Source organism: Metabacillus sp. 22489 (genome assembly GCF_052044855.1).
Classification (GTDB): domain Bacteria; phylum Bacillota; class Bacilli; order Bacillales; family Bacillaceae; genus Metabacillus; species Metabacillus niabensis.
In genome coordinates this window covers 83,404-102,556 of sequence record NZ_JBQENT010000001.1, presented here as the reverse complement: position 1 = coordinate 102,556, position 19,153 = coordinate 83,404, and the positions used below count along the sequence as shown (strand labels likewise).

18 protein-coding genes and 1 pseudogene are annotated in these 19,153 nt (G+C 34.2%); 15 read left to right on the top strand and 4 right to left on the bottom strand.

Features of this window, described 5'->3' with window-relative positions:
• The first annotated feature begins 23 nt into the window (after nt 1–23).
• Nucleotides 24–638 carry an alpha/beta hydrolase gene (locus ACTJJ9_RS00500; RefSeq protein ID WP_145580986.1) on the top strand — a complete coding sequence of 205 codons (615 nt, stop codon included), beginning with the start codon at nt 24–26 and terminating at the stop codon, nt 636–638.
• 91 nt (nt 639–729) lie between these two features.
• Here ACTJJ9_RS00500 and ACTJJ9_RS00495 read toward each other — a convergent pair whose 3' ends face one another.
• Nucleotides 730–1,398 carry an SOS response-associated peptidase gene (locus ACTJJ9_RS00495; RefSeq protein ID WP_145580985.1) on the bottom strand — a complete coding sequence of 223 codons (669 nt, stop codon included), beginning with the start codon at nt 1,396–1,398 and terminating at the stop codon, nt 730–732.
• Nucleotides 1,399–1,535: 137 nt separating this feature from the next.
• On the opposite strand from ACTJJ9_RS00495, the gene ACTJJ9_RS00490 reads away from it, so the two are divergent.
• The 12 genes and pseudogenes from ACTJJ9_RS00490 (at nt 1,536) to ACTJJ9_RS00435 (ending at nt 14,247) form a co-directional block, all read left to right on the top strand.
• Nucleotides 1,536–1,637: a YjcZ family sporulation protein gene (locus tag ACTJJ9_RS00490; RefSeq protein ID WP_095300074.1), complete on the top strand. Its 102-nt coding sequence runs from the start codon at nt 1,536–1,538 to the stop codon at nt 1,635–1,637.
• 270 nt (nt 1,638–1,907) lie between these two features.
• The gene (locus ACTJJ9_RS00485) at nt 1,908–2,750 is read left to right on the top strand and encodes an aldo/keto reductase (protein ID WP_145580984.1); all 843 of its coding nucleotides are present in this window, start codon (nt 1,908–1,910) and stop codon (nt 2,748–2,750) included.
• Between the two features lie 100 nt (nt 2,751–2,850).
• Nucleotides 2,851–4,311: a D-alanyl-D-alanine carboxypeptidase/D-alanyl-D-alanine endopeptidase gene (gene dacB, locus ACTJJ9_RS00480; protein ID WP_440768343.1), complete on the top strand. Its 1,461-nt coding sequence runs from the start codon at nt 2,851–2,853 to the stop codon at nt 4,309–4,311.
• 125 nt (nt 4,312–4,436) lie between these two features.
• The gene (locus ACTJJ9_RS00475; RefSeq protein ID WP_095300071.1) at nt 4,437–5,084 is read left to right on the top strand and encodes an SDR family oxidoreductase; all 648 of its coding nucleotides are present in this window, start codon (nt 4,437–4,439) and stop codon (nt 5,082–5,084) included.
• 469 nt (nt 5,085–5,553) lie between these two features.
• A complete protein-coding gene (locus tag ACTJJ9_RS00470) occupies nt 5,554–6,471 on the top strand; it encodes an ABC transporter permease (RefSeq protein WP_440768359.1) in 918 nt (305 codons plus the stop codon).
• A gap of 12 nt (nt 6,472–6,483) precedes the next feature.
• The gene (locus ACTJJ9_RS00465) at nt 6,484–7,353 is read left to right on the top strand and encodes a carbohydrate ABC transporter permease (RefSeq protein WP_145580981.1); all 870 of its coding nucleotides are present in this window, start codon (nt 6,484–6,486) and stop codon (nt 7,351–7,353) included.
• A gap of 142 nt (nt 7,354–7,495) precedes the next feature.
• Nucleotides 7,496–9,127, top strand: a complete 1,632-nt coding sequence (locus tag ACTJJ9_RS00460) for an ABC transporter substrate-binding protein (protein ID WP_145580980.1) — start codon at nt 7,496–7,498, stop codon at nt 9,125–9,127.
• 198 nt (nt 9,128–9,325) lie between these two features.
• Entirely contained in the window at nt 9,326–10,054 is a 729-nt protein-coding gene (locus ACTJJ9_RS00455) for a YesL family protein (RefSeq protein ID WP_145580979.1), read from the top strand.
• Nucleotides 10,055–10,080: 26 nt separating this feature from the next.
• A complete protein-coding gene (locus tag ACTJJ9_RS00450; protein WP_145580978.1) occupies nt 10,081–10,878 on the top strand; it encodes a Nif3-like dinuclear metal center hexameric protein in 798 nt (265 codons plus the stop codon).
• A gap of 382 nt (nt 10,879–11,260) precedes the next feature.
• A pseudogene (locus ACTJJ9_RS00445) lies at nt 11,261–12,117 on the top strand (carbon-nitrogen hydrolase family protein).
• A gap of 199 nt (nt 12,118–12,316) precedes the next feature.
• The gene (speD, locus tag ACTJJ9_RS00440; protein ID WP_145580977.1) at nt 12,317–13,123 is read left to right on the top strand and encodes an adenosylmethionine decarboxylase; all 807 of its coding nucleotides are present in this window, start codon (nt 12,317–12,319) and stop codon (nt 13,121–13,123) included.
• A gap of 263 nt (nt 13,124–13,386) precedes the next feature.
• Entirely contained in the window at nt 13,387–14,247 is an 861-nt protein-coding gene (locus tag ACTJJ9_RS00435; RefSeq protein WP_440768358.1) for a serine/threonine protein kinase, read from the top strand.
• 55 nt (nt 14,248–14,302) lie between these two features.
• On the opposite strand, the gene ACTJJ9_RS00430 is transcribed toward ACTJJ9_RS00435, so the two are convergent.
• The 3 genes from ACTJJ9_RS00430 to fdhD all read right to left on the bottom strand — a co-directional run bounded on the left by ACTJJ9_RS00430 (nt 14,303) and on the right by fdhD (nt 16,521).
• On the bottom strand, nt 14,303–14,545 hold the full coding sequence (locus ACTJJ9_RS00430) for a group-specific protein (protein WP_145580975.1): 243 nt from the start codon (nt 14,543–14,545) through the stop codon (nt 14,303–14,305).
• A gap of 5 nt (nt 14,546–14,550) precedes the next feature.
• The gene (gene moaA / locus ACTJJ9_RS00425) at nt 14,551–15,573 is read right to left on the bottom strand and encodes a GTP 3',8-cyclase MoaA (protein ID WP_440768357.1); all 1,023 of its coding nucleotides are present in this window, start codon (nt 15,571–15,573) and stop codon (nt 14,551–14,553) included.
• A 156-nt stretch (nt 15,574–15,729) separates the two neighbouring features.
• A complete protein-coding gene (gene fdhD, locus ACTJJ9_RS00420; RefSeq protein WP_145580974.1) occupies nt 15,730–16,521 on the bottom strand; it encodes a formate dehydrogenase accessory sulfurtransferase FdhD in 792 nt (263 codons plus the stop codon).
• A gap of 240 nt (nt 16,522–16,761) precedes the next feature.
• On the opposite strand from fdhD, the gene ACTJJ9_RS00415 reads away from it, so the two are divergent.
• Both ACTJJ9_RS00415 and ACTJJ9_RS00410 read left to right on the top strand, forming a co-directional pair.
• Nucleotides 16,762–17,286, top strand: coding sequence for a VUT family protein (locus ACTJJ9_RS00415; protein ID WP_145580973.1), 525 nt, complete (start codon nt 16,762–16,764; stop codon nt 17,284–17,286).
• A gap of 594 nt (nt 17,287–17,880) precedes the next feature.
• Nucleotides 17,881–19,143: an L-lactate MFS transporter gene (locus tag ACTJJ9_RS00410; RefSeq protein WP_145581044.1), complete on the top strand. Its 1,263-nt coding sequence runs from the start codon at nt 17,881–17,883 to the stop codon at nt 19,141–19,143.
• The last annotated feature ends 10 nt before the right edge of the window (nt 19,144–19,153 follow it).

Below are 19,153 nucleotides of genomic sequence, written 5' to 3'. Positions count from 1 at the left end.
TTAGAAAGGGGAATTTCATTTATATGAAACATATTTATCAAGCAGGTAAAAATAAAAACGCACCAACTTTTGTTCTACTCCATGGAACTGGTGGAAATGAACGTGATTTATTACCTATAGCCAATATGATAGCACCAGATGCATCAATCCTCGGTGTAAGAGGGAATGTCCTTGAAAATGGGATGCCAAGATTTTTCAGACGGCTTGCTGAGGGAATTTTTGATGAGGAGGATTTAATTTTACGTACAAATGAATTAAATGAATTTCTAAATGAGGCTGCTGAAAAATATGAATTTGATCGCGAGCGTCTCGTTGCAATAGGCTATTCAAATGGCGCTAATATAGCAGCAAGCCTAATGTATCATCTTCCAAACGTCTTACATGGAGCTATTCTGTTTCATGCAATGGTTCCACGTAGAGGAATTCATTTACCAGACTTATCAAACACTCACATATTTATTGGTGCCGGTACAAACGATCCGATTATACCACAACAGGAAACGAAGGAGCTTATCGAAACGCTTCGAAATGCAAATGCAATTGTTGAGGAACATTGGGGTCATGCAGGTCACCAATTAACAAGAGAAGAAGTTGAAAAAGCAAGAGAATGGTATATTCGTCTTTACGAATCAAAATGATATCACGAAAAATAGAAATGGTCAGTTATTTCAGGTTTAATCTTGAAGGTAACTGACCATTGTTATTTGAAATCAAAACTACATATGAAAACTAAAGACTATTTACATTTACAATACATTCCTTAGACTCGTTTTTCGGAGAATTGACTAAGCTTGATACTGGATAGCAATCCATTAAATTAGCTTGATAAGGTACTAGTAATGATTTTAAATCGTTATAATTTGTTTGATTTCTATCAATCCACTCATCATATTTATCTTCGTGTAAAATAACAGGCATTCTGTCATGTACTTCTTCTAACAACTCGTTTGGTTTTGTTGTAATGATCGTGCACGTAAATAGCGGCTTGTCTCCTTTATCCCATCGTTCCCATAATCCAGCAAAGGCAAATGGTTTGTTATTTTTCATCATAAAGCGATATGGCTGTTTCATGTTCCCTTCTTTTTTCCATTCATAAAAACCATCGCATAAGATAAGGCATCTCTGTGATTGAAAAGGTCTTTTAAAACTAACCTTTTCATCAAGTGACTCAGCCCGAGCATTAATCATTTTATAACCAATTTTCGTATCCTTTGCCCACGGAGGAACAAGTCCCCATCTCATTTTTGTTCCAACACGATCTTTTCCATTTGAGCCAACGACAAGGATATCCTGGGAAGGAGCAATATTATATCTAAACTCAAGCTCTTCATGTATAAGAAATTCAAAATGCTCTTGTAAAATCGTTTGATCTGTAGCTAAGGAAAAGCGTCCACACATTGATTACACCACCGATCTTCATTTCATCTTTATAAACTTTATAACATAAGGTAAAAAGAAAAAGCAAAAGGTGAAATGCCTATACAGACTTTTGTCTAGATACATATAGTAAAGCAAAAGCTTTAGGAGGTGTAACAATGGGTGGTGAAGCTGGTTACGGCTTTGGAGCTGGATTTGCTCTATTAGTTGTATTGTTTATCTTGTTAATTATTATCGGTGCTTCTTACGTTGGTTACTGACAATTCGAAGAAAAAGATTGCCCTTATCTTTTCGATATAGGGCTTTTTTCATTGTAGAGGGGTACAAATAGTTTTACTCAAAATTTTTGAGCATATTACTTTATAGAATAAATCTTTTATTGCAAAATATAAGACGAGACTCTTATCTATTGAATCATTTTTATTCAAAAGATAGTAGAATCACTTATTAGGTTTTAGGTAATTCCTTTCTCTCGTAAAATAGGAAAAATACCTAAGCAACTTAATAAAATACCACATAATAAAGGGGTTATGAGGATGAAAAGCTTAAAAAGCACAACTACACTACATAATGGAGTAAAGATGCCTTGGTTCGGATTAGGGGTTTTCAAGGTTGAAGAAGGTCAAGAGGTTATCGACTCAGTTAAAACAGCAATTGAAGTAGGGTATCGAAGCATTGATACAGCTGCCGTCTACGGAAACGAAGAGGGTGTAGGAAAAGCAATTGCAGAAGTAGATGTTCCTCGTGAGGAGCTATTTATTACATCAAAAGTTTGGAACACTAACCAAGGTTATGAATCCACATTAAAGGCATTTGATGAATCGATGGAAAAGCTAGGCTTAGACTACCTAGATTTATATCTTATTCATTGGCCAGTTCCAGAGCTAAATAAATATAAAGAAACATGGAAAGCATTAGAAAAGCTTTATAAAGAAGGAAGAATTCGTGCGATAGGTGTAAGTAATTTTAAAGAGCATCATTTGAAGGATTTATTGGCAGATTGTGAAATTAAACCGATGGTAAACCAAGTTGAATATCATCCACGCTTAAGTCAAAAAAGCTTACATGAAATTTGCAAACAACAGCAAATTCAACTTGAGGCATGGTCACCTTTAATGCAAGGTCAATTAATCAATGATCCAACTTTATCTGAAATCGCAGAAAAATATAATAAGTCAACAGCACAAATTATATTACGCTGGGATTTACAAAATGAGGTCGTCACAATCCCTAAATCAATTAAGCCTCATCGCATAAAAGAAAATGCAGATATCTTTGACTTTGAACTAAGTGCAGAGGATATGGATAAAATTAATGCGATGAATCAAGATAAACGAGTTGGTTCAGACCCAGATCATATGAATAAATATTAAGAGGTAATGAAGAAGCGAATCGATATGATTCGCTTTTTGCATATTATTTAGCTGGTATGAAATGATAAAGGAGATATAAAAAATAGAAAGAGGTAATGAGATGCTTAGGCGTTTATTTGCTTTTTTCCTCCTTGCGATCTTTCTCCCTATTCAAGGAATAAACGCAGAAACAGTAATTTCTCCAGCCTATTTAAATTCATTAACAGAGCTATTACAGTCACATCCTTCACTAAAAGGTGCAATCGCTGGGGTTAGCATCCGTTCCGCTGAGACAGGTGAATTGCTATTTTCCTTTAATGGTGATACAAGATTAACTCCCGCCTCGAATTTAAAATTATTTACAGCTGCTGCGGCTCTAACTACATTAGGGAAGGATTATACTTTTCAAACAGAATTGCTAACAGATGGAACCATTAAAGAATCTGAATTAAACGGAAGCCTTTATCTAAAAGGAAAAGGTGATCCGACTCTACTTCCTTCAGACTTAGAGGAATTTGCACGATTGTTAAAGAAGGAAGGAATTACAAAAATAAACGGTGACTTAATAGCTGACGATTTCTATTTTGATCATGTTCGATATTCTGTAGATGTACCTTGGTCAGATGAAGCAGCAAAATATGGAGCTGCGATATCTGCATTAAGCATTGCCCCTGACACTGATTTTGATTCAGGTACTGTGAAATTAGAAATAGCAGCAAGTAAACGAATCAACGAGAAAGCAATAATAAAGATAATTCCAGAGTCAGATCCAATTCATATAGTGAACAGGACAAAAACAGTTCCAGCAGAAGCTACACACCATGTAACGATTGAACGTATGCATGGGGCAAATACGATAATTGTCTCGGGAACCATCCCTGTCGATTCTCCAAAACAAAAGGAATGGATTGCTGTTTGGGAACCGACAATCGTAACTTTGAATGTCTTCAAGCAAATCTTAGAAAGGGAAGAAATTAGAATAGAAGGCACATTAAAGGTGGAGAAAACTCCTAAAAAGTCACTAACTTTACATCGCCACAAGTCAATGCCATTAAAGGATGTATTAATCCCATTTATGAAGCTTAGTAATAATGGACATGGAGAAATTCTAATTAAAGAAATGGGGAAGGAATTTTTAGACAACGGAAGCTGGGAAGCAGGATTAGAAATTGAAAAACAAGCATTATCAACGTTAGGGATAAATTCAAATAACCTAGTAATTCGTGATGGCTCTGGAATTTCACATCAAAGTTTAATTCCGGCTAATGAAATTACAAATTTGCTTTATAAAGTAAAACAGATGGAGTGGTTTCCAGTATTTTATCAATCGTTACCAATTTCGGGAGTTGAAGGTAAGTTAAAAGGTGGGACATTAAGACATCGAATGCAAGAAGGTAAGTTTAAAGAAAAGGTTATCGCTAAAACTGGAACATTAACAAATGTAAGTTCTCTTTCTGGTTATTTAATAATTGATAACAATAAGGCGATTATTTTTTCAATCGTTCTAAATCATCTTAAAGATCATGATGATGGGAAGAAGGTTGAAGAAGACATCCTCAATTTGTTAGTAAATATGAAATAAAAGATACGTGAGTGCCAAAATTTTCATTTATATGATTCAACTATGAGCATTCCCTTTGAAATAAATATTCATGATTGAAATAATAGAAGAGAAGAGCTACATACATATGAAAGGAGTAATAACAAATGAATGTTCTTGTCGTCGGAGCAAATGGACAGATTGGAAAACACCTTGTCCATCTTTTGCATCAAAGTAATGAGCATCATGTTAGAGCAATGGTAAGATCAGAGGAGCAGGTCAAGCAATTAGCGGAAAATGGAATCGAAGCGGTACAAGGTAATCTAGAAGGGACAGTTGATGAAATTGCAAAGGCAGCAAACGGTTGTGATGCGATCGTGTTTACTGCAGGATCAGGTGGTCATACTGGAGCAGATAAAACATTATTAATTGATTTGGACGGGGCCGTTAAAACGATGGAAGCAGCTAAAAAGGCACAAATATCTCGGTACATTATGGTTAGCGCCTTCCAAGCTCATAACCGAGAAAATTGGAGTGAAGCAATAAAACCATATTACGTTGCAAAGCATTATGCAGATAAAATGCTTGTACAATCAAATTTAGATTACACGATTATTCGTCCAGGTGGATTAACAAATGAATCTGGAACTGGAAAAATAGCGGTTGGAGAAAATGTTCAACGTTCAACAATCCCTCGTGAAGACGTAGCCCGTACAATTGTTGCATGTCTTCAGGAAAACAAGACCATTAAACATTCGTTCGATCTCGTATCAGGAGATGTACCGATAAGTGAAGCAGTTAAAAAATTAAACTAATACGATGCAATTCTAAACCTATCAATTGATAGGTTTTTTCTAATATGACTAAATCTATTTGCTGAAAAATAATCCAAAAGAATCAAATATAATAATTACCCAATAAATTTGTTTTTATTACAAAAAACATATTGAATAGTGGGAAAAATTAGATTACAATGTTTTTAACTACCATACTAGTATGACAAAAATTTTTATAGTGTTTGTATGTCTGATAAACAAACTAAGTTTTCCATTTTATTTAACAGTACAATAATTAATCAAATAATTGTACAAAGTTGATGTTATTACATAAATGTAAGCGTTTTACATATGGAGTATATTCCTAATAAACTCTGATGTAAATGATCAGCTTAACTCATTTTTCCTATTAGTAACAATGTTTTCTATATACATTTCTCAAAACAATATTAGGGTGGGGGTAAATATGGGAGAGGTAAAAGTCGAAAAGATTCAAAATGTAGAAGTAATGAAGAAAAGTAAATTAGCCACGGTAGGAACAAAAATTCGAAAAGATTGGCAGCTTTACTCATTACTAATTTTACCTATCATTTATTTATTAATATTTAAGTATGGTCCGATGATAGGAAATGTAATCGCATTCAGAAGATTTATGCCAGGGGGAAATATTTACGGGGAGAGTTGGGTTGGCTTTCACTACTTTAAAATGTTTATAAATGACCCAACCTTTTGGAATGTCTTTACTAATACATTAATGCTTGGTGCTCTAACATTACTATTTTGTTTTCCAATGCCAATTATATTTGCATTATTTCTTAATGAAGTAAAGTCGAAAAGGTTTAAGAAGTTTGTTCAAACAGCTTCTTATTTGCCACATTTTCTATCAATCGTTATAGTTGCTGGGATGATTTTGCAGCTCACTGCTGTAAGCGGTTCAATAAATACGGTTGTTGAATTTTTTACAGGGGAGAAAATTAACTTTATCCAACAAGCTGATTGGTTTAGAACCATTTATGTCACTTCTGAAATTTGGCAAGGCATGGGTTGGGGAGCGATTTTATATTTGGCTGCGTTAACAACCATTGATGAATCCTTATATGAAGCGGCAAAAATGGATGGAGCCAATAGATGGAAGCAAACACTTCATATTACGATTCCAGGAATACTTCCAACAATTGTTACTCTTTTAATCTTAAATATTGGAAGCTTTATGGCTGTTGGTTTTGAAAAGATATTACTTTTGTACAATCCATTAACCTACGAAACTTCCGACGTTATATCAACATATCTATACAGGGTTGGGTTAGAATCTAGTAATTTTAGCTATGCAACAGCGATTGGTTTATTTGAATCACTGATTGGATTAGTTCTAGTCTTAACTGCAAATGGGATATCGCGAAAAATTACAGAAAGAAGTTTGTGGTAGGAGGAGATAAGATTGCGAGAATCTGTACAATATAAAGTTTTTAAAGTATTTAACACGATCATCTTATTATTAATTGTTTTTTGTACGCTTTATCCTTTTGTAAATGTTGTCGCACAATCTTTTAGTAGTGAGGCGTATATAAACGCTGGGAAAGTGAATCTCATTCCTAAAGGATTTAATATCGATACGTATAAAACAGTTGCCTCTGATTCAATGTTCTGGGTCAACTATAAAAATACTGTCGTATATACAGTTGTTGGTACCACGATTTCGATGTTTTTAACGACTATTTTCGCCTATGCGTTATCAAAAAGGCGATTAGTTGGACGTAGATTTTTAACTTTATTTGCAGTTTTCACGATGTTTTTTAACGGGGGTTTAATTCCAAACTATGTTCTTATTAATGGGTTAGGCTTCGGGAACACAATGTGGGCAATTGTTATTCCAGGAGCGATTAGCATTTATAATATGTTAATTATGAAATCCTTCTTTGAGAATATGCCAGAGGAGTTGGAGGAAGCTGCATCGATTGACGGGTTAAATACGTATGGTATTCTTTTGAAAATCATTCTACCACTGAGTAAAGCAGTTATTGCAACAATGGTGCTATTTTATGCAGTAGGACATTGGAACTCATGGTTTCCGGCTTTTCTCTATCTAGATCAAAAAGAATTATTCCCTGTAACAATATATTTACGAAATTTAATCGCAGGTGTATCTGGGGGAACTTCTGCAGGAGCAACTTCGGCAGATAATCTAACACAAATTTCAGCTAATATTAAATCGGTTACGATGGTCTTAACGATTTTACCTATCTTAACAATCTATCCATTTGTTCAAAAATATTTTGTCTCTGGTGTTATGCTCGGTTCTGTTAAGTAATTCTAAGCAGGAAAAGGTAATCCTTGTAGCAATAAGGCACTCATTAATCGAATGTAAGGGAACTTTCGATTAATGAGCGTCTTATTGCCCAAGGTAATAGATTCGCTTTTAATTTTTTAAAGAACAAAGGGGAGGAAATGAAATGAAAAGAGGTCGAAGTAGGTTAAAGTCTTTATTTTGTCTAGTAGCACTTGCAGCTCTAGTTGTTGCAGGATGTTCAAACAAAGAAGAAGCAGCCGGTACGGTAAGTGAAGACGCAAAGAAGGGGGCAATGGAATCTTTCTCAGTAGGGGATACGTTCAAAGCAACAGAGCCTTTTGAACTGCCGATTCTTTATATGGATCAGCCAACATATCCTTACAAAAAAGATTGGCTATTATGGGAGAAAATCACTGAGATTACGAATGTAACATTAAAACCTACGATTGCACCATATAGTGATTATACGCAAAAACGTAGTTTGTTAATTAGTTCAGGTGATGCACCATTAATCATCCCAAAAACATATCCAGGTGAAGAGGCTCCATTTGTTTCTTCAGGTGCAATTCTTCCAGTGAGTGATTATATCGATAAAATGCCACATTTTAAAGATAAAGTTGAAAAATGGGGTTTAGAGGAAGAGCTAGAAGCCTTGCGTCAAAATGATGGGAAATTCTATTTACTGCCAGGATTGCATGAAGCAGTTTGGCCTGATTATACATTAATTGTAAGAACCGATATTTTTGAAAAACATAATATTGCTATTCCAAAGACATGGGATGAATTATATGTAGCAATGAAAAAATTGAAAGAGTTATATCCTGATGTTACTCCATTTTCTGATCAATATGAGTTTAACAGTACTCTTAATATTGCAGCTACAGGATTTGGAACGAAAGCTGGATGGGGATTTGGTAATGGGCTAACGTATGATGAAGCAAAAGATGAATTTATCTACACAGCAACTACAGATGAATATAAAGAAATGCTTACTTATTTTAATAAATTAGTTTCTGAAGGCTTACTTGATAAAGAAAGCTTTACACAAGAAGATGATCAAGCTATCCAAAAATTCGTCACAGGTAAATCATTTATCATTAACGGAAATTCTCAAACACTCGTTCTTCACCGTACAGATATGGATAAAAATTTAGGTAAAGGAAACTACAAAATCGCTAAAATTACCGTTCCTGGTGGCCCTGCTGGTCAGCTTATGTCAGGTTCAAGATTAGAAAATGGGGTTATGATTTCTTCTAAAGCGAAAGATAGCGAAAATTTCGAAGCGATTTTACAATTCATTGACTGGCTCTATTACAGTGACGAAGGTCAAGAGTTTGCTAAATGGGGTGTTGAAGGTACAACATATACAAAAGAAAACGGTGTTCGCAAATTAGTAGATGATGTTAATTATAATGGATTAAATCCAGCTGGAACGAAAGATTTACGTAAGGATTTTGGATTCTCTGGAGGAGTATTTGCCTACGGTGGAACAACCGATTTATTACGTTCCATGATGAGTGAGGAAGAGGTAAAATTCCAAGAGGATATGGCAAAAACAAAAACAACTATTCCTGCTGAGCCTCCAATTCCATTTTCAATTGAGGATCGCGAGCAAGTTACATTATTAAGCACACCTTTAAAAGATTATACAGACCAAAATACATTAAAGTTTATTTTAGGTGAAAGAGATTTAAGTGAATTTGATACGTTTGTTAAAGAGCTTGAAAGCCAAGGCTTACAAAAATATTTAGATCTAGCAAATAAAACATATAAAGAATATAAAAAGTCTAAATAACTATTGATCTTACTGGGCTGACTATTGTCTGTTAATGAGACGAGCCAGCCCCAGTTTAGAACAGGAAGATACCATTTTAAACGATCTTCTTGTTCTAAACTGTTAGAACCTCTTTGTTTTTAAAAAGCTTCTGAAATAATATGATAGTTGCTACTTAAGTGTAAATTTCAAGAAATAATGATAAAGAAGGTGAAGAAAATGGGAGATAAAAGAGAGTTTGGAGAAGGGATCCTCTTTACTGTTACAAACTATATTTATTGGCTTTTTGTTTCAAATATTCTTTTTATTTTATCTAATAGTATTTTTATTTTTTTCTTTATGACATTGAAGCCATCATTTTCAAATTTAATTCTATTCTTCTTAGCTTTAATTCCATCGGGTCCAGCTATTGCTGCATTAACTTATAGTATGGAAAAGCTTGTAAGAACGAAAGAACTATCTCCAGCACGTGATTTTATAGAAGGATATCGAAAAAATCTAAAGGATACATTTACTATATGGCTCCCGATTCTCGTCATATATTTTATTTTGTTAGTTGATTTACAATATCTTCGTCAAACACCGACTAGTACAAATCAAATTCTTGCGATCGTCATCTTTGTCTTAACCGTTATTTGGACGATGGTAGTACTCAATATAGTATCAATTAATGCTCGATTCAAGTTTAGAGTAAGAGATACATTTAAATTATCTATTTATTATAGCTTCATGAAATTTAAACAAACAGTTGGAAATTTGCTGATTCTATTTATCGTTGCCTATTTGACCTCAATTACAACGAATTTCTTCATCGTTTTCACATCAAGTATCATTGCATTCGTAATGTTATTAAATACGAAAGAGATATTAACAGATATTGAACAAAATTTTTTACGACCTGAATCACCCAATTTAAAAGAACAAAATGAAAATTTAACTATGATTTAACGCTTTTTCTATAAGGAGTAGTAAATATGACAATATCAATTCAAGAAATTGTTGATAGTATAATAGAACCAGTTGGTAGCTTAAAAAATACAGTAGATAACCTTCTTATTGGAGATCCCAAAAAACAAGTATCCGGTGTGATAGTTGCATTTGTTGCATCACAATACGTTATCCAACAGGCTATCAATTTACAGGCAAATTTAATTATTACACACGAAGGGATATTTTATCATCATCATTCAGAAAAACGAGAATATATGAAAAATAATTCGGTATATAAAGATAAACGTGACTTAATTATTCGAGGCGAGTTATCGATTTTTCGTTGCCATGATTATATTCATCAATATCATCCAGATGGAATGATGACTGGTTTATTAATGGCCTTGGATTGGGAGAAGTACGATGTGGAGCATAAACCTGTCTCATGCATTGTCCAAACACCAAATATGACCGTGACAGAGATTGCCAAACATATAAAATCTAAATTGTCGCTTCCCTTTGTTAGAATAGTCGGTAATGCTTCATTATCTTGTACACGAATCGGTTTATTGGTAGGCTTTCGTGGAGGTGCTGAAAACGCTATACCATTGTTTGAAGACGAGGGAGTAGACTTAATTATAGCTGGAGAAGGAGCAGAATGGGAGACACCCGAATATGTAAAAGATTCAGTTATCCAAGGGAAACCAAAAGCAATGCTTTTTATCGGACATGCTGCAAGTGAGGAACCTGGAATGCATTATTTAGCTAAACGAATTAGTACAACGTATCCGAATATCCCTGTCCATTATATAAAAGAGAAGAATCTCTTTGAAGTAATTTAATTTCTCCTGCTATTGTCCGTAATACTAAAACACTTTTACAAAGAATGAGTAAAAGTGTTTTTATTTTGCTCAAAAATTCATTTTATTCTCTCTCTAACATCAAGCTGAAAGATTGTTGTTATTGCACTATTTAAATAAAGGTTGATTAGAGGTAGATGTGAGAAACCTGTGGGATGCGTGGTATAGGTTAATGTAATGTTAAACAAGTATTTACACTAAAGGAGGTTAAAAAATGTAATCGTTTACAATAATAAATTCACACGATAATTCAAATTGAAAATATTGTTAACTCTTTACACTTGCCATAAAGGATTGATAACGAATAATATAGAAAAGATAGTAAAAAGAGAGAGAGTATCGTTGAATTAGAGGGGGAGATTGCATGCAAGTAAGAGTTTCTGCGGTTCAATATCATTTACATTCTATTCGTTCATTTGAGGAATTTGCCTCTCAAGTTGAACATTATATAAAAATAGCGGAAGAATTTGAGGCAGAATTTGTTATATTTCCTGAGTTTTTCACAACACAGTTATTATCGATTGGTGATGAGAACGGAAACGCACTGCCAATTGATCATTTACCAGATTTCACGGATAAATATTTAACACTATTTAAAAGCTTAGCAGCTAGTAAAAATCTTCATATTATTGGAGGTACACATGTAGTCCGCAATGGTGATAAATTAAATAATGTTGCTCATTTATTTTATCCCAATGGCAAGGTCGCAACTCAAGCGAAACTGCATATGACACCAACTGAATTAGTTGAGTGGAATATGCAGGGTGGAGAAGGGCTTCAAGTTTTTGAAACAGAAAAGGGTAAAATCGCGATGTTAACTTGCTATGACATTGAATTTCCCGAAATCGTTCGGATTGCTAAAGCAAAGGGGGCGGATATTATTTTTTGTCCATCATGTACTGACGATAAGCATGGATTTTATCGTGTCCGCTATACATGTGTCATGCAAGAGCTGTAGAAAATCAAGTTTATGTCGTTAATTCCGCAACAGTTGGTTCACTTCCTACAGTTGATTTTATGAGATTGAATTTTGGACAAGCTGCTGTCATTACCCCAAATGATATCCCTTTTCCACCAAAAGGAATCTTAGTTGAAGGAGAAGCGAATCATGACCAAGTTGTCACAGCTGACCTTAATTTAAGCTTACTTGAAAAAGTCCGTGAAAAAGGCTCTGTTACAACCTGGAGAGATCGTCGTACAGATTTATATCCTGATTGGTAAGAGGAATAACGGGATAAGGAAATTCATTTTTTAGCTTTGATACACATAGAAAAACTCTAAATTGATGCCAAATCCCTAACAAAGGACGCCAATCTTAATAGGCGTATTTTTTCATAATAAAAAAGAGTTCTTTTTTTAAAAAAGGGTAAGCTATAAAAGATGTAATCATGAACGGTAAAATAAAGAGGAGGAATGTTTTTTGAAGCTTACACCTGAACAAAGAATTCAATTACATGGATTTAATAACTTAACGAAGTCTTTAAGCTTCAATATGTATGATATTTGTTATACGAAAACAAGAGAGGAACGAGAAGCATATCTCGAGTATATTGATGAACAATACAATGCAGAAAGGCTGACAAATACGTTAAAATCCGTAACAGATATCATTGGTGCCCACATATTAAATATTGCAAAACAAGATTATGTACCACAAGGTGCCAGTGTCACAATATTAGTGTCTGAAGGACCAGTTATTGAAGTACCAACAGAATCGTATGATGAATCACCAGGGCCTTTACCCGAAGCGATCGTCATGGGATTAGATAAAAGTCACATAACTGTCCATACATATCCAGAGTACCATCCAGATGAAGGAATAAGTACGTTTAGAGCAGATATTGATGTATCGACATGTGGGGAAATATCTCCTTTAAAGGCACTTAATTTTTTAATCCATTCCTTTGATACAGATATTATGACAATGGATTATCGTGTAAGAGGCTTTACAAGAGATATTAAAGGACAAAAGCTATTTATTGATCATGAAATTACCTCAATTCAAAATTATATTCCAGAAGAAATAAAAGAACAATTTCATATGATTGACTTCAATATTTATCAAGAAAATATTTTTCATACAAAATGCAAATTGAAAAATTTTGATTTAAATAATTATCTGTTTGGTTACACAAAGGATAAATTAAGTAAAGAAGAGCAAGCAGAAATAACGGAAAGACTTACGAAAGAGATGGATGAGATCTTTTACGGTAAAAATATAATTTAGATGTTAGGTTCTCAAGTTGCAAGGGCTGTTTCATATACAGCCCTTTTTAATAATTATAATCACTGCAATTCTTCGCCAACATCTACAAATCCTTTTCTTTATAGCAATTTTATCATTTTAAAGAGAATAAACGACTATGTTTTGATTTTCTTCAGAGGTTACAGTTCATCCTACATATCTATTAATTTACATTTTATGTTAAAATTTATAATAGGTTTTAATTGCTTGAATTTTTCACATGGAGGTTGAACGATATTCATAAAATGACACTTGGTAAGATAGCATTTCAATTAAAAAAGCCACATGATTTCTCTTGGTTAGAACCACTTGGAGAAGTGTTTTCTGTTTTTGCCGAACAAGATTCAGGTAATATTTGCTTCGGTATTGAAAAAGATGGGATGAAAAGATTTGTGAAATATGCAGGTGCAAATACTGTGAATTATATTGGAAACACAGAGGATGCAATTGATAGACTGAAACGTTCTATACCTATTTATAATACATTGAAGCATAAGCATTTAGTAAATTTAGAAGATCATTTCGAAGTTGACAATGGATATGCATTTGTTTTCGCATGGTTTGATGGGGAATGCCTCCATCCGCATTGGTCATTTCCTCCTCCACAAAAATACACGAATCCAAAATCTCCATTTTTTCGTTTTAAGCAGTTACCAGCAAAACAGAGATTAGCTTCATTAAAATGTATTTATGAGTTTCATGTCTTTGTAGAAGTAATGGATTATGTTCCAATCGATTTTTATGATGGTAGTATCTTATATGATTTTCAAAATCAAGTTTTAAAGATTTGCGATATAGATTTTTATCAAAAAAAGCCCTTTTATAATACAATGGGAAGACTTTGGGGATCAAATCGGTTTATGGCCCCTGAAGAATTTCAATTAAGTGCTGAAATAGATGCAAGAACAACTGTATTTACAATGGGAGCGACAGCATTTTGTTTATTAGGCGGGGAGCTTGATCGTTCTTATTTAAAATGGGATGTAGGTGAGGAATTATACGCTATAGCAAAAAGGGCAACCGAGAGTGAAAAAAGAAACAGGTATTCAACCGTGAAGGAATTCTATGATGAATGGAACTCAGCTTCTAAAAAATACTTAAAATAATAAAATATTATCTCTATAAAAGAAGAATAGCAAAAAGCTATTCTTCTTTTGTCTATTAATTTTCTCCTTTTTTTTGGGAGATTAACTTATAGATTTTCCGTTCTCGTAAACTTTTTTCCTCTTCATCAGCAAGGTCGTATTTTTTAAGTAGATGAAATAATTCATTTAATTGTTGCTGAGTGGGGTTATTTTCAAGAAATTGCGAACAACCGCTATAATATTTTTCTAAATGCTCGGCTTGTTGTTCTAATTTTTTCCTTACGTCCTCTAAAGAGTGATTAAGATTACACGAGGTCATGACTATTATCCCCCAATATGAGACATTTCAATTTTTTTTCTTTCAGTCTTATTTTTACTTCTATCGATTGAATACTTATCTTTTCGTTTGTTCCAAATCTCTGTTATCGCATCAGCTAGCTCTTGATCTGAATGTGTTGATCGAATTATTTCACGTAAATCATGTCCTTTAGAGGCAAATAAACAAGTATACAATGTGCCGTTCGCTGATAGACGAGCACGATTACATGAAGAGCAAAAAGCATCTGATACAGAAGAGATCACGCCAATTTCTTCGTCTGTTCCAATGTAGCGATAACGTGTTGCAACTTCGCCTGGATAATTAGGCTCTATCGGCTCTAATGGCATGACATGATGAATCGTCTCAATAATTTCTTTTTTTGAGAAGACATCCTTTAGATTCCATTGATTTGAATTTCCCACATCCATAAACTCGATAAATCGTAAAATATGTCCTTTTTCTCGAAAATATTTTGCCATTGGAATAATTTCATGCTCATTCATGCCACGTTTAACGACCATATTAATCTTTATTTTAAGACCGACCGCAGCTGCTGCATCGATCCCGTCTAATACAGCACTTACAGGAACGCCGCGTCCGTTTATGCTCCCAAATAAATGATCATCTAGAGAATCGAGACTAATTGATACACGTTTTAATCCTGCTTCCTTTAGTTCTTTAGCGTATTTAGGTAATAGAACCCCATTTGTTGTCATGGCAATATCATCTATACCGTTAATTTTGCTTATACGTGAAATAAGGGTGGCTACATCCTTTCTCATTAACGGTTCTCCACCAGTAATCCTAATTTTTTGCACACCTAATGATTGAATAAATATGGTTGATAATCGTTCAATTTCCTCATAGGAGAGCAGTTCATACCGTTTTAAAAACGGGTAATCTGGACCGAAGATTTCCGCAGGCATACAATACGTACAACGAAAATTACATTTATCAGTAACTGAAATTCGTAAGTCACGAAGGGGGCGGTTAAAATAATCATAGACGGTTTCATTTTCGTTCAATATAAATCCCTCCCTCAGGTAATGTACCAATAATCCAAGCGAATGACTGTGAAAATTCTCACAGAATAACGTTTATCTATTTCGTGTTAGGTTTTATCACATGAATAATTTATTATTATAACACACATTTATAGGAAATACTCATAAAGGAATATGTGATTACGGAAACTTTATTCTATTAGAATGAGAATAAACATTAAACGAATGACCACGAATAAACCCTACTACTGTAATGTTTAGTTCTTCCGCTAGCTTAATAGCTAAATTTGTTGGGGCAGATTTTGATAATATGATTCCAACACCGATTTTTGCAGCTTTCAACAAAATTTCTGAAGAGATTCTCCCACTAATGACGATTATTTTATCGCGCACAAAGGTCTTTGATAGCAATGCATAGCCATATATCTTATCAAGTGCATTATGTCGTCCAATATCAGTACGTTTAATGATCATTTCATTCGGTTTGCAAAGAGCTGCATTATGGACGCCACCGGTTTCATGGAAAACAACACTGTCTTCTTGCATATCCTTCATTAATTTTAAGCATTGTTCTGCAGTAATTGTTGTTTTACTTGTGGAGGTTTTTGCTGTTTTAGCGTCATTTTGAAAATAAAACTGTCTGCCTTTCCCACAGCATGAACCGATAAATCGTTTTGAATAAAATTGCTGACTTGTCGTAAAATCAGCTGTTAAATCGACATATGCAAGCCCTTTTGCTTCATCAATTGACATTGAAACAATTTCATCAGCAAAACGGATAACTCCTTCAGAGGCAAGAAACCCGAATATTAATTCTCTCATATCAGATGGAGTACAAACCAATGTGGCAAATTCCTGCCCGTTAATAAAAATAGTTAATGGGTATTCTGTTACGATGTAATCCTCAATCTCGTTCACCATTCCTGCTGAAAACTTCACGATCTTTTGATAAATTCTCATTTTTGAATTCATGCGATCATCAATCCTATCATTTTTATTTCAATTTTTACTGTTCTCCGATATAATAGATAAGTTCTTTTTCTATTACTCATATTAGGTTTATATGTACCGATAAATATGAAACTGCTAAATGTACTTTATAAGTACAGCATATTCACTTTGAAGTTAAAGTTATGCCGAGGTCTTAAGCAATAACTAATTGAGTTAGACTTTATGGCATCAATTATTTTTTTGGAAGGAAGAGGTGATAATATGAGAATTATTTTATATTTAGCATCTATCATTTTGGCAAACGTAATCACAGCAGCATTTCAACCGATTCAATTATCCGTGTTTATTATTCCTATGGGAACACTTTTAATCGGTGCAACATTTATTTTGCGTGACCTTGTCCAAAATAAAATTGGGAGAAAGAAAACATATCTTTTTATTGGTTTAGCACTTATATTATCTGCAGTTGTTTCATCTTTATTAGGTGATACGTTATATATTGTCATTGCTTCAGCTATCTCATTTTTACTAGCTGAGACAACAGATACGGAAATTTACACAAGGCTAAAGCTCCCACTTGCTTGGCGGGTATTTTATAGTGGCATCGTTGGTGGATTACTGGATTCAGCAGTATTTGTCATCATCGGATTAAGTCCAATTGGTGCTAATATCCTACCATGGGAGGCTGTTCCAGCAGCGATTATCGGACAAGTCATTGTCAAAACCCTAATTCAAGGTATAGGTGCCTTAATCGTTAGCAGAATTGACACATTTCAGCATGAGTAATAAAAAGAAAAGTTATCTTAAAGCTTGTTGCTCATTTCTTAACACTTTATCTATCGGAGAAAATACTCTGCTAAAGAGGAAATAAACAATCAAGCAAAGAAAGAAAAAAAGATAAATGATTAAAACAGGATGACTCTAGAGGTTTAGACCCTTATCCAAACATCTGTATATAGATTTCTCCTTTTTTGAGTCTAAATTATATGTTTGAGGGTCTATAGCCTTTGGTTATGAGTCATCCTTTTTTCTAACGAATAAATTAATTGTCATAATTATCAACTTTACTTTATAAATTTATACAAGCAGATAAGTTTTACATCCTAAAATCAACTCAAGTGATAAAACAAATCGAAGTATTTACAAACTTTGCTACGGGATAGCGCTCCTGTCTCTGTTTCAAGCTTGTAAATGTAAGCGGTTTTATTGTTTATGGTCTGGTCAGAAAGTAGCGAACCTGCTTGAAGCTAACCGTCAATACCTAAGTTCACATAATTTTTTATGTGTATTAAAGGAGATTGACGGTTTATTTGTATCTAAAGGGAACAACTTGAATTTTTCCATTTATAACAAATGCGAGGGGATGAGTGTGTGAAAAAGATGAAAAACCGTTGGCTTATAGCAGCTTCTGCAGTTGGAATTCATATTTCAATAGGTTCAGTTTACGCATGGAGTAATTTTACTAATCCATTAATCGACCAATTTGGCTGGTCTGCACAACAGGTTCAATTAACCTTTAGTATCGCCATCCTTTTTCTTGGTTTGTCGGCAGCATTTCTTGGACATTTTGTAGAAAAGTACGGTCCAAGAGCATCAGGGTTACTTGCTGCAGGTTTTTTCGGGGTCGGTGTTATCGGTGCTGGCTTTGCTGTAAGCATAGGTTCCCTGCCATTGTTATACATTACTTATGGAGTATTAGGAGGTATTGGGTTAGGGGTTGGGTATATTGCACCGGTTTCAACACTAGTAAAATGGTTCCCTGATCGAAGAGGTCTAGCCACAGGTTTAGCTATTATGGGATTTGGATTTGCAGCTGCAATAAGTAGTCCGATAATGGATTTACTTATTAAATCAGTTGGAACAAATCATACATTTTATATTTTAGGTGCAGCCTATCTATTCATCATGACATTGTCATCACTTTATTTAGAAAAACCGCCAGCTGATTGGCTACCAAATGGTATGAAAGCTAAAATTCAATCTGGCAAAGTAAAGGTGAACAATGATTTATCACAGCTAACTGCTAACGAAGCGATTAAAACACCACGATTTTATTATTTATGGCTAATGTTATTCATTAATGTAACGTGTGGAATTGCAATTCTTTCTGCCGCTAAACCGCTTGCTCAGGAGAGTATTGGCCTATCAACAGTAGAAGCTGCGGCATTAGTTGGCGTTATGGGGATATTTAATGGGTTAGGCCGAATTAGTTGGGCATCAATTTCTGATTATATTGGCAGACCGAATACGTATACAACGTTTTTTGCCCTACAAATTATTTTATTCGCTTTCTTACCACATACAACAGAAGCAATTCTTTTTCAAATCATGCTAGCTATTGTTTATACATGTTATGGTGGAGGATTTGCAGCAATTCCAGCATATATTGGAGACTTGTTTGGCACAAAACAACTTGGTGCGATTCATGGATATATTTTAACAGCTTGGGCTGCTGCAGGACTCGCCGGACCTATGTTTGCAGCTTGGATGAAGGATACGACTGGTAGCTATGGCACTAGTTTAACATTTTTTGCAGGATTATTTGTGCTAGCCCTAATCATATCCATTTTAATTAGAAAAGATATTCAAAAAGTTCGCAAACAAAATGAGGCGGTTGCTACAGAACCATCAATAAGCAGCTAAAGAAAGACGA

What these genes read in the sequence shown, in the direction of transcription:
- ACTJJ9_RS00500 (WP_145580986.1), top strand. Translation starts at nt 24, where the DNA reads ATGAAACATATTTATCAAGCAGGTAAAAATAAAAACGCACCAACTTTT.
- ACTJJ9_RS00495 (WP_145580985.1), bottom strand. Translation starts at nt 1,398, where the DNA reads ATGTGTGGACGCTTTTCCTTAGCTACAGATCAAACGATTTTACAAGAG.
- ACTJJ9_RS00490 (WP_095300074.1), top strand. Translation starts at nt 1,536, where the DNA reads ATGGGTGGTGAAGCTGGTTACGGCTTTGGAGCTGGATTTGCTCTATTA.
- ACTJJ9_RS00485 (WP_145580984.1), top strand. Translation starts at nt 1,908, where the DNA reads ATGAGGATGAAAAGCTTAAAAAGCACAACTACACTACATAATGGAGTA.
- dacB (WP_440768343.1), top strand. Translation starts at nt 2,851, where the DNA reads ATGCTTAGGCGTTTATTTGCTTTTTTCCTCCTTGCGATCTTTCTCCCT.
- ACTJJ9_RS00475 (WP_095300071.1), top strand. Translation starts at nt 4,437, where the DNA reads ATGAATGTTCTTGTCGTCGGAGCAAATGGACAGATTGGAAAACACCTT.
- ACTJJ9_RS00470 (WP_440768359.1), top strand. Translation starts at nt 5,554, where the DNA reads ATGAAGAAAAGTAAATTAGCCACGGTAGGAACAAAAATTCGAAAAGAT.
- ACTJJ9_RS00460 (WP_145580980.1), top strand. Translation starts at nt 7,496, where the DNA reads ATGAAAAGAGGTCGAAGTAGGTTAAAGTCTTTATTTTGTCTAGTAGCA.
- ACTJJ9_RS00455 (WP_145580979.1), top strand. Translation starts at nt 9,326, where the DNA reads ATGGGAGATAAAAGAGAGTTTGGAGAAGGGATCCTCTTTACTGTTACA.
- ACTJJ9_RS00450 (WP_145580978.1), top strand. Translation starts at nt 10,081, where the DNA reads ATGACAATATCAATTCAAGAAATTGTTGATAGTATAATAGAACCAGTT.
- ACTJJ9_RS00435 (WP_440768358.1), top strand. Translation starts at nt 13,387, where the DNA reads ATGACACTTGGTAAGATAGCATTTCAATTAAAAAAGCCACATGATTTC.
- ACTJJ9_RS00430 (WP_145580975.1), bottom strand. Translation starts at nt 14,545, where the DNA reads ATGACCTCGTGTAATCTTAATCACTCTTTAGAGGACGTAAGGAAAAAA.
- fdhD (WP_145580974.1), bottom strand. Translation starts at nt 16,521, where the DNA reads ATGAATTCAAAAATGAGAATTTATCAAAAGATCGTGAAGTTTTCAGCA.
- ACTJJ9_RS00415 (WP_145580973.1), top strand. Translation starts at nt 16,762, where the DNA reads ATGAGAATTATTTTATATTTAGCATCTATCATTTTGGCAAACGTAATC.
- ACTJJ9_RS00410 (WP_145581044.1), top strand. Translation starts at nt 17,881, where the DNA reads ATGAAAAACCGTTGGCTTATAGCAGCTTCTGCAGTTGGAATTCATATT.